Source organism: Streptomyces sp. NPDC047085 (genome assembly GCF_040643735.1).
GTDB lineage: Bacteria > Actinomycetota > Actinomycetes > Streptomycetales > Streptomycetaceae > Streptomyces.
Window position 1 is genome coordinate 437,652 of sequence record NZ_JBEYUW010000002.1, and the last position, 10,198, is coordinate 447,849.

Consider the following 10,198-nt stretch of genomic DNA (forward strand, 5'->3'; position numbering starts at 1 on the left):
GCAGACCGCCGTACCAGCGGGCGACGAGGACGACGGCGCCGGGCAGGCTCGCCACGAAGCTCAGCACGCCGTACACGACGGCGACGGCGACGCCGCTGCTCGCGCCGAGCCCCGCCGCGCCGAACGCCCAGGCGGTGACGCCCTCACGGGGGCCGAAACCGCCCACGTTCAGCGGCAGGCCCATCGCGACCAAGGCGAGCACCGCCAGCGGCAGCAGCACCGGCACGGAGGCCCCGGACCCGGCGACCCGTGCCGCGACGACGAACATCGCGAGGTGGCCGGCCAGCACGACCGCGGAGGACAGCGCGACACCCGGCCCGCTATCCCGGGACAGCAGCCCCCGGCGCGCCTCGCCGAGCGCGGTCCGCAGGGCGCCGCCGCGACGCGAGGACGCCCGGTTCAGGCGGAGGGCGAGTACGACGGCGAGCGCACCCGCCGCCCCGAGAGCCACCAGCGGGGCGAACCCGCGGACGTCGTCCCGCACCGGCGAGGGCAGCCACAGCAGCACCACCGCGCCGAACACGGCCAGCGCCACCTGCCCGGCGACCCGCTCCAGCACGACCGCCTTCACACCCCGCCGCATGTCCCCGGCACTCCGCCCGTGCCGGACCGCGCGGTGCACATCGCCGAGCACTCCGCCCGGCAGAGCCGCGTTCAGGAACAGCGCCCGGTAGTAGTCGGCCACCGCCGGCCCGAGCGGCAGCCGGATCCGCAGACCGCGCGCCACCAACTGCCAACGCCACGCACTGAACACGGTGGTGACCACCCCGATGCCCAGCGCCGCCAGCACGGTCGCACCGTCGATCCGCCGCAGCCCGTCGAGGAGCACACCGGTGCCGAGCCGCCAGAGGAGGAGGGCGAGGATGACGGTGCCGGTGAGGGTGCCGAGGTGGGTGCGGAGCTGGGTACGGAGGGTGCGGGGTGTACCAGAGTTGGAGCGGGCGGCGTGGGGCGTGGTGTCGTCCGGGAGCTCGGGTGTGTCGAGCCCCCGGAGCTCGAGGTCGGTGTCCTGCTCCGTGTTCGTGCGCTCGGGCGCCGCTACGACGGCCGTACGGAGGCTCACGACGCCTCTCCCGTCGCCGCGCCGGATCGGGGCAGTGCGAGCAGGTCGCTGTGGTGGACCACGACCCGCAACTCCCCGGCCTCGCAGGCGGCGAGGCGCTCGCGCAGATACCGCTCGGCGCGCTCTCGCAGCTCGGGCCGTTGTTCGACGGCCGCGCCCACCCAGCCCCGCAGCCACTGGGCGGTGAGCGCGGACTCCGCCGGGCCCAGCCGCCACGGGCTCGGGTTGAGATGCACCGTCGCCCCGCGCGCGGCGAACGCCTCGCAGGCCACGGTGACCGCGTCCGGGCCGAGCAGGCCGTTGCGGCGCTGGTGGGCGTTGAACGCCACGGTGATCTCGGCGTCCAGCGGGTCGGACGGGGTGAGTTCGACGCGCCCGGCGACGGACAGGGTGAGCAGGGCCGGGCAGCCGGCACCGGCGCACGCGGCGGCGAGGGCCTCGATCTCCTCCTCGGTGAGGACGTCGAGCAGGGCCGAGGCCGTCACCAGCGAGGCCCCGGCCAGCGCGTCCGGGGTGAGCCGGGCGACGTCGCCGCGCCGCGTCTCGACCGAGACCCCGCTGCCGTCGGCGGCGGCGCGCGGGGAGGCGACGGCGGCGAAGTGCAGCAGGTAAGGGTCACGGTCGTGCAGGACCCAGTGCTGGGCACCGTCCAGCCGGGGCGCGAGCCAACGGCCCATCGAGCCGGTGCCGCAGCCCAGGTCGTGCACGACCAGCCCACCGGCCCGGTCCGCCGGACCGGCGAGCCGCGTCCGCAAGGACTGCAGCAACTCCTCGGCCCGGGCGGCCGCGTCGGCGCTCTCCCGCAGCCGCAGCCACTCGGGCGCATACCGCGCCGGCTCCTCCTCGGCCCCATGCTCGGCACCGCGCTCGGACCCACCGTCCCGCAGCCGTACGGTGGCCCGCTCACCGAGCCGGACGACGGGTCCGGCACCGGCTATGACGTCAGAGGAGCCGGAGTGCCCGGCGTCCGCCCGAAGCTCCTCATCTGCGCTCACCCCGCCCTCCTGACGTGCGCTCACCTGGGCCTCATCCCGCCCCGCCGGGTCGGTCACACCGGCCCGGCCGGTCAGACCGGCCCGCTCCTGATCGCTGGGTCCGGGCTGTGCCGGAATCCCGGCGGGCGCGCCAGGCAGCCCAGGCGTCGGCAGTGGCTGTGTGCGTGTGTTCCTCATGCCGCCCTCCTCGGTGTCTCCGGGAGCCGGCCGAGGACACCGGCCAGGCTGCGGGCGGTGGTCGCCCAGCCGTCGAGTGCGGCACGGCGGCCGCGCGCGGCGGCCTTCAGCCGACGGCGTACATCGGCCTCGCCGAACCAGCCGCGCAGTTCGGCGGCGAGCGCGGCGGGGTCCTCCGGCGGCACGAGAATGCCGGGCACCCCGCCGTCGGGGGCGCGGCCGACCGCCTCGGGCAGGCCGCCGACGTCGGTCGCGAGGACGGGGATGCCACGGGCGAGGGCCTCGGTGACCGCCATGCCGTAGGTCTCGGCGTAGGAGGTGAGGACCATCAGGTCGGCGGCGGCGTAGCTGGCGTCGAGGTCGGCGCCGGAACGCGGGCCGGTGAGACGCAGGCGGTCGGCGAGGCCGTGCCGCTCGATCAGGGTGCGCAGATGGGCGACGTACCCGGGGTCGTGGCCGAGGCCGCCGACCAGATCGCAGGTCCAGGGCAGGTCCCGTACCGCGGCGAGGGCCTCGACCAGCCGGTGCTGGCCCTTGCGCGGGGTGACGGCGGCGACGCACACCAGGTGGGACACGCCGTCAGTACCGGGCGCGAGCGGGGCGATGTCGGCGCCGGGGGCGGCGAGGTGCACCCGCTCGGGGGCGAGTCCGTGGTGGGAGACGAGGCGGCGGACCGCCCAGTCGCTGGTGGCGATCACCGCGGGCACGGCCCGCAGCACGGCTCGTTCGCGGGTGTCGAGGTCGGCGGCCACGGCCGGGTCGAGGCCGGTCTCGTCGCCGAGCGGCAGGTGCACCAGCACCGCGAGCCGCAGCCGTTCGGCCTCGGGTACGACGACCTCGGGCGCCGCGCACGCGACCAGCCCGTCCAGCAGGACCACGGTGTCGTCGGGCAGTTCGCGCAGCGTGCGGGCGAGCGCCTCGCGATCGGTGGCGTCGGGACGGGGCCAGTCGCCGGGTACGGGGAGCCGGTCGGCCTGCCAGCCGAAGCCGGGCAGGTCCAGACAGACCCTGCGGTCGTAGGCGTTGCCGCCGCTGGGCGCGGCCGGGTCGTCGACGCCGCCCGGCATGACGAAGTGCACGGTGCGCAGGGACATGGGGATGATCCCGCCGTTCTCGGGGGCGGTGCGCTGCGCGGGCACGTGGGCAAGCCATGCCCTGCGCACGGTCAGCTCGCTGGGTGCGCTCAGCTCTTTGCTCAGCTCGGTTCGTTCCGCCAGCTCGGTCAGTTCGCTCAGCTCGGTCACAGGCCACGCTCGTAACTCGCCCACGCGATATGCGACTCGTGCAGCGTGACCGTGATTCCGGCGAGCCCCTTGGCACCCTCCCCCAGCGCGCCCTTGTGAACGCGCTCGGCCAGCCGGTCGGCAATGACCTTGGCCAGGAACTCGGTGGAGGTGTTCACCCCGGCGAACTCGGGGTCCTCGTCGAGGTTGCGGTAGTTCAACTCGGCGGTGACGGCGCCGAGTTCCTTCGTGGCCAGACCGATGTCGACGACGATGTTGTCCTCGTCCAGCTGCTCGCGGCGGAAGGTGGCGTCCACCAGGAACGTGGCGCCGTGCAGGCGCTGCGCGGGCCCGAACACCTCGCCGCGGAAGCTGTGGGCGATCATGATGTGATCGCGGACGGTGATGCTGAACAACGGACGACCCTCCAGGTGCGGCGCGTCTGGTGCCCCCGCGGTTTCCTGACGGGGGTTGACGAGTAGTACGGCTCTTCGCTTCCCCGCGTTCAGCCCCCTCTCACCCTTTTCTCAGGTCAGGCCGTGTCGCCGTACCTGATGCGATGGCACAGGGCCGGGATCTCCCCCGAGGCGAGCCTCGGCATGACCTCGGGGAGCTCCTCGAAGGCGCTCTCCCCGGTGATGAGCGCGTCCAGCGCCGGGTCCGCGAGGAGGTCAAGGGCGAGCGCCATCCGCTCGGCGTAGCCGCGGCCGGGGCGGGCGGCCGGGGAGACGGTGCCGACCTGGCTGCTGCGCACGGTGAGCCGGCGGGAGTGGAACGCCTCACCGAGCGGCAGGGCGACGCGCCGGTCGCCGTACCAGCTCAGCTCGACGACCGTGCCCTCGGGCGCGAGCAGTTCAAGGGCACGGGTGAGCCCCTGTTCGCTCGCGCTGGCGTGGACCACGAGATCGCACTCGCCAAGGGCGTCACCAGGCGCGGCGAACTCGACCCCCAACGCCTCCGCGATCTTCGCCCGCCCCGGATCGGCATCGACCAGCTGCAGCCGTACGCCGGGGAAACGGGCGAGCAGCGCGGCCACCGAGCACCCGACCATGCCGCCGCCGACCACCGCGATGCGGTCGCCGACGAGAGGGCGGGCGTCCCACAGGGCGTTGACGGCGGTCTCGACCGTCCCCGCGAGCACGGCCCGCCCGGCGGGCACCCGCTCGGGCACGACGGTCACGGCGCTCACCGGAACGACGTAACGGCTCTGATGCGGATACAGACAGAAGACCGTACGCCCGATCAGCGCATCCGGCCCCTCCTCCACCACGCCGACGTTCAGATAGCCGTACTTCACCGGCGCCGGGAAGTCGCCCTCCTGGAAGGGCGCCCGCATCACACCGTGTTGGCTCTCCGGAACCCCGCCGCGGAACACGAGCGTCTCCGTCCCCCGACTGACCCCCGAATACAGCGCGCGCACCACCACCTCCCCCTCACCGCACACCGGGAGGGTGACCTCGCGCAGCTCACCGAGGCCGGGTGAGCGGAGCCAGAACGCGCGGGCCGACCGGTTCATCGGCATCCTCCTGAACGATCGGGAACTTGTTCACGTACCGAGAAGTGCACAGGCCGCGCACAGTACGCGGCGTTGATCGACTCTGTCACTCGGCCGGAGGATGTGCGGTGGCCCTGAACAACACGTATGACGCGAGGCTCCAGCAGGAGACCGCTGTCGGAGCGGGCGTGCAGCTCCTGCTCCTGGCCCTGCTCGGCTCGGCCATCGGCATGGGCCCGGCGGGCTGGCTGACCGGGCTGGCCTTCGCGTTCGCCACCTGGGCGGTCCTCTCCCGCGCCCTGCACCGCTCCCACCTCCGCTCCTTCGGCCCCGCGAACCGCGTCACCCTCGGCCGGGCCACCCTGGTCGGCGGCGTGACCGCGCTGGTCGCGGACTCCTTCCAGAGCTCGCCCCCCGTCACCTTGCTGGTCGGCCTGACCGCCGTGGCTTTGCTGCTGGACGGCGTGGACGGCAAGGTGGCCCGCCGCACGGGAACTTGCTCCGCGCTGGGCGCCCGCTTCGACATGGAAGTCGACGCGTTCCTGATCCTGGTGCTCAGCGTCTACGTGGCGATGCAGCTGGGCCCCTGGGTCCTCCTCATCGGCGCCATGCGCTACGCCTTCGTCGCCGCGGCCCGCATAGCCCCCTGGCTGAACGCCCCGCTCCCCCCTTCCTTCGCCCGCAAGACGGTTGCCGCAGTGCAGGGCATCTGCCTGCTGCTGGCGGGCTCCGAGCTGATGCCGCATGCTGCCAACCTGGGCGTCATCCTTCTGTCCCTCGGCTCACTGGTGTGGTCCTTCGGCCGGGACGTGCTGTGGCTGTGGCGTACCTCGCGTACGACGGCGGCGCGGGGAGCGGCAGCGCGAGTGGCAGAACAGGTAGCGGCAGCGGAAGGACCGGCAGCGCCGGCACAGGTTGTGGTGGAGCCGCGGGTGGTGGAGCTGGCGGCGGGGTGAGGGGGCGGAAGGGCTCATATCCCACAACGGCCGGGACGAGCTCTCAGCGCCCTGGTGCCGGCACGGCGGCCAGTGCCTGCTGGACCTCGACCGCGGGGAACGGGGTCCGCTTGCTCCGCGTGAGCAGCCGGTGGTGGAAGTCGTCGAGGACGACCGCGTGCGGCGCGTGCCGGTCAATGATCTCGGCGAGACCGGGCGGAACACTGCCGGGCCGGCGCCCCGCGACCCAAGCCCGCAGAAAGGCCCCGGGTTCCACCCCGCCCCGCACATCGTCGGGAACGTGATGCCGAAGCAGGTGAGTCGGGGCGTAGGACCGGTCGTACACCAGATGGTCGGCGAGGAACTGCCGCTCCGCCGCGGACAGTTCGAAGTCTCGACTGAGCGCGAGCCCGAAGTCCGCGAAGTACACCTGTCGCCCGTCAGTGAGCAGGTTGTTGAAGTGAGCGTCGAAGTGAACCAGCCCGCGGCCGCTCATGAACTCGGTGCCCCGCACCAGTGCATCCTCCACCCACCGGTACGGCGACGAGCCGTCTCCCTGCCCGGGCTGCCGGCTTCCGCCCGCGTCCCGGTTGTCGCGGAGCCACGCGGCGAGCGTGTGAGGCACATGCTCGAGAAACAGAACCAGGCTGTGCGAGGCCTTCCCGATGGCCTCCAATCGTCGCCGCACGGCCGGTGACCCGTCCCAGTGTGCGACAGCCCCCTCCACGCCACCGAGCGCGTCGGCGAAGCCGGCCGGGGCTCTGTCCGGCAGGACCCGCCAGTGATACAGCAATGGGAACCCGGCGAACTCGCTCTTCAGCACCCAGCCGGTGGTCATGAGGTGCACGGCCAGCTCCTGCCAGGCGCCGAAGCCCGCCGAGCCCGCGCCGTACTGGTAGAAGAGGGGAAGCTCGAAGAGGTTGGCGGTCGACCGGACGCGACCCGCGCTCATCTCGAGATCCGTGAGCGGAACGCGTTTGACGAAGACCCGTATCCCCTCGACCTCCATCTCGGCCGTCCGACCGCCGACACCGGAACCGAGCCCCCGCGCGGCGGCCACCGCCTCCCGCAGCCGCCGGTCGCTCAACAGTGCCAGCCGCGCCCCCACGGCGGCGTGGGCGGACACGCGCGCGGCATGCCCCGACTCGGTGGGATCCATCGGCGCCCCTTCGGTCACATGGCTTTGCACGGGCCCATCCTGTCCATGGCCCGGGCGGGCGCAAGCGGTTTTCGACCGGGCCCGGGCAGGGGAAGGGCAGAGCGCGGCCCCGCCCGCCGCAGCCACCAACCGAGCGCGAACACGGCGAGGAAGCCGACGCCGTCGGCCCACAGCGGCGGCATGTCCCCCATCGCCAGCCCAGGCCCCGCGGCAGCGAGCAACACGCACACCGCGGCGAACGCCGCAGCACGCAGTCCTCTCACGCGGGGGATGCGCTCATGGTGAGGGATCCTCTCGCGGAGAAGGGATACGGACAGCGACGACGCCGGTTCACCGGTCCGGTGTGCGGTCGTACCCCGTCTACTCCACCCCGGTCGCGTCAAGCAGACGGATCAGATCCTTGCGGCTGTACCCCAGGAGGGAGGCCCGGTGAGCGGCCATCAGCAGCAGATGTCCCACGATCTGCGCCCCGTAGCCGTCCTTGTCGTTGCTGAGCCACTCCTGAGGCTTCTCGATGCCCATGCTGTTCATTACCAGGCCCTGCTCGCGACGGATCTCCGCCACCGTACCCGTCACCGCGTCCAGAAGGGTTTTCCCTGGGCGCTCGCACGTCAGGGCGAAGCAGCCCCAGTCCTCCGGCTGGCAGCCCTCGGGCGGGTGGGCCCGCAGACCCGCGTACCGCTCGTCCTCGAAGCCAGCCCCTGCGAACTCGTCGTGGACCAAGGAGAACCGGTGATACCCGGGCGGAACGGGAGGCGGAGGGGGCGTGTACTCCCACCCTGCGTCCTCATACAGCCGCCGCTTGACCTCCTCCTCGTCGGCGAGGGTCACGGTGAAGCCCGTGTCCTCGTTCCGACCCGTCATGGTGCCGTCGGGGTTGCGACGGAAGGACAGTCCCATGTGCGTCTCCTTCGATTCACGATGAGCCGGAAGATCCGGTCACCACGTCGAACGAGCCGACCCCACCGCTTGTGCCCCACGCCGAGCGACATCACCTGACAGCGTGACGTTACGCAGATCCGAGGACCCTCCATCGCGGCGTCCTTCACCGCGCCGCCGCAGTTCAGCATCCCGAACGTGCCCGTCGGAGCGGCTGATGTGACGCTTCCCGGGCGTGGTCGTGCAGGTTGCGTGCGGGAGTCTGCGGTCTTGGAAGAGGTGCGGGCCGAGCGCCACGAACTCGCCGTGACAATCAGGAATAGGAAGGGCAGGCGCTGCGTGCCAGCGCCCCTCCTGCGGTACGCGGCCGCCGACGACGACCGACCGGAAGCCGAAGCCGCCCTCGCTCCCGCCGGGCTCGACGCTCCCCGCGAACGCGATGGGCTCGACGTCCAGCCGGACGTGGGCGAACCGCCCCGCCCCGCCGTCCCGTTTGACGTACCGGTAGAGCACGCCGGACACCCCGCGCACCACCGTCTCCCGGAGGGCCACCCGAGGCCGGCCGACGTTGACGTCGATCCCTGTACCTGTCTAGGGAGCGGGCCCGGAGACGGCACGGGAATTTCCGGCGCCCTTTCACTCACACGTACAACCTTTGCAACCGTGCGCGAGTCGATCTCTGAGGCAGCAAGCCACAGGTGGACGGTGCATTACCTCCACCCTCACCCCGCCCGAGGCCACGGCCTCCGGCACTCCGCCCGCTGGAAGAGCACGTTGATCGACAGCACGACCACCCGGCGGGACGGATCCGCCCCCGTCCCGCCCGCTGCCGCCCTCTCGTCCGCGGAGGTACGCGCAGAGCGCCGCCGGCTCATCGAGTCCATCCGCGCCCTCCGCCGTCTCCTCGACAAGCGACGCTCGTTCGAACTCGCCGACCGACGCCGCCTGAACCGCGAGGAGCGGGAACGTGACCGTGCCGCGGCGGCACACGGCAAGGCGTTGCAGCGCATCCACGAACGGCAGGTCCGTCAGGAGACCTCGCTCACCCGACAGCTCGACGGGCTGGACGCAAAGCGCGAGAGCCAGGAGAAGCGGGCTCTCTCGGTGCTGCGCCGCGAGTCCATCGAGCGCGCGCTCGGCAGCACCTATCTCACCGCGAGCCAGGTGAACGGCATCGGCGACGGTCTGATCCGCGACCTCGCGGCCCAGGGCATCAGAACGGCGGCCGACTTCAAGCGCGTCAGCTGGGACAAGGCGCCCAACGGCAAGGGCGGCGAGGTCCTGTACATCCATCGCGCCAAGGGCGGCAAGGTCCACATCACCGGCATCGGCGAGCACCGCGGCCGGCCGCTCATGGCATGGCGCCAGTCGGCGGTGGCCCGCGCCGAGGCCCGGGCCCCGCGCGAGCTGCCGCCGGACCAGCGGCACCGCATCGCCGAGATCATCGAAGCCGAACGGAAACGACTCCGGCAGGAGCTGGCTCAGGCGCCGCGCGCCGCCGAGGCCGCGCGCGCCGAAGCCGTAAAGGTGCACACCGACGCCCTGAACCGGCTGGCCGCCGACCACCGGGAGGCGGCCGACCGTGCCGCCGAACGCCGCACCGAGTTCGACGCAATGGCAGAGCAGCTGCTCGACCTGCAGGCGCAACTGTCCACGCACATGGACCAGTACGGTGACGTGGGCCGCGGAGTCCGCCGTGCCCAGGCCCGGGCACTGCGCCCGCTTCCGGACGTACCGCCCCTGCCCGCCGTCCCGTCGCCCCGCAGCCCTTCCGAGTCCGAACCGCGCACGAGCGGAGCGTCGCGCCCGAAGGTCGACCTCATGAAGGCCACCGACGGCGCCCAGCCACACCCGGCTCTCGGGGTCCGGGCAAGCCTCGGCTGGCTGGTCCCCATTGTCTTCTTCACCATGACGGCGATCTCAGGCGTCGGCGAACAGGACGCGACGGCACCTGTGTGGTTCAGGATCGGCACTCGACTGGTGGCCGTAGCGGTCGTCGCCGACCTGCTGCGGCTGTGGATCCCGCGCAGACGCTGGCGGACAGCCGGTCCCATGCCTCGCGGAACGGGTTTCCTGGTCACCGGCACCCTGCTCGCGCTGGCCGCCTCCGGCATGTTCCCGGACCCTGAGTTGTCCTCCAACGGAGCCCCCTGGGCGGTGTCCGTCGTATCAGCCTTCTTCCTGGTGGGAGGCGCAGTTCTGCGCAGGGACAAGGGCAACGGCGAGGACGGGCCGAACGGCGCCGCTCGCTGACGGCGCGTGTACCGGCGCC

At 72.6% G+C, this 10,198-nt stretch carries 8 protein-coding genes and 2 pseudogenes; 2 read left to right on the plus strand and 8 right to left on the minus strand.

All coding sequences use genetic code 11. From position 1 onward, the window contains the following. Positions 1 to 49: 49 nt before the first annotated feature. From ABZ865_RS07705 to ABZ865_RS07725, 5 genes and pseudogenes are all read right to left on the minus strand, one after another. Positions 50 to 1,063, minus strand: a pseudogene (locus ABZ865_RS07705) (lysylphosphatidylglycerol synthase transmembrane domain-containing protein); the annotation flags it as partial. Next, on the minus strand, positions 1,060 to 2,058 hold the full coding sequence (locus ABZ865_RS07710; RefSeq protein ID WP_361225483.1) for a methyltransferase domain-containing protein: 999 nt from the start codon (positions 2,056 to 2,058) through the stop codon (positions 1,060 to 1,062). The pseudogene ABZ865_RS07705 and the gene ABZ865_RS07710, both read right to left, overlap by 4 nt. A gap of 173 nt (positions 2,059 to 2,231) precedes the next feature. Then, a complete protein-coding gene (locus ABZ865_RS07715; RefSeq protein WP_361227215.1) occupies positions 2,232 to 3,404 on the minus strand; it encodes a glycosyltransferase family 4 protein in 1,173 nt (390 codons plus the stop codon). A 71-nt stretch (positions 3,405 to 3,475) separates the two neighbouring features. After that, on the minus strand, positions 3,476 to 3,874 hold the full coding sequence (locus ABZ865_RS07720; protein ID WP_361225486.1) for a 6-carboxytetrahydropterin synthase: 399 nt from the start codon (positions 3,872 to 3,874) through the stop codon (positions 3,476 to 3,478). Between the two features lie 116 nt (positions 3,875 to 3,990). Then, the gene (locus tag ABZ865_RS07725) at positions 3,991 to 4,974 is read right to left on the minus strand and encodes a zinc-binding alcohol dehydrogenase (RefSeq protein ID WP_361225489.1); all 984 of its coding nucleotides are present in this window, start codon (positions 4,972 to 4,974) and stop codon (positions 3,991 to 3,993) included. Between the two features lie 107 nt (positions 4,975 to 5,081). On the opposite strand from ABZ865_RS07725, the gene ABZ865_RS07730 reads away from it, so the two are divergent. Continuing rightward, positions 5,082 to 5,909 (plus strand): CDP-alcohol phosphatidyltransferase family protein, encoded by an 828-nt coding sequence (locus ABZ865_RS07730; protein WP_361225492.1) that lies wholly within the window; start codon positions 5,082 to 5,084, stop codon positions 5,907 to 5,909. 43 nt (positions 5,910 to 5,952) lie between these two features. Here the strand turns inward: ABZ865_RS07730 and ABZ865_RS07735 are convergent, their stop codons facing one another. From ABZ865_RS07735 to fusA, 3 genes and pseudogenes are all read right to left on the minus strand, one after another. After that, positions 5,953 to 7,047, minus strand: coding sequence for a protein kinase family protein (locus ABZ865_RS07735; RefSeq protein WP_361225495.1), 1,095 nt, complete (start codon positions 7,045 to 7,047; stop codon positions 5,953 to 5,955). A gap of 360 nt (positions 7,048 to 7,407) precedes the next feature. Next, positions 7,408 to 7,947, minus strand: a complete 540-nt coding sequence (locus tag ABZ865_RS07740; RefSeq protein WP_361225498.1) for a hypothetical protein — start codon at positions 7,945 to 7,947, stop codon at positions 7,408 to 7,410. Positions 7,948 to 8,277: 330 nt separating this feature from the next. Next, a pseudogene (gene fusA, locus ABZ865_RS07745) lies at positions 8,278 to 8,508 on the minus strand (elongation factor G); the annotation flags it as partial. Between the two features lie 192 nt (positions 8,509 to 8,700). On the opposite strand from fusA, the gene ABZ865_RS07750 reads away from it, so the two are divergent. Continuing rightward, positions 8,701 to 10,179, plus strand: coding sequence for a hypothetical protein (locus tag ABZ865_RS07750; RefSeq protein ID WP_361225501.1), 1,479 nt, complete (start codon positions 8,701 to 8,703; stop codon positions 10,177 to 10,179). Positions 10,180 to 10,198 lie beyond the last annotated feature (19 nt).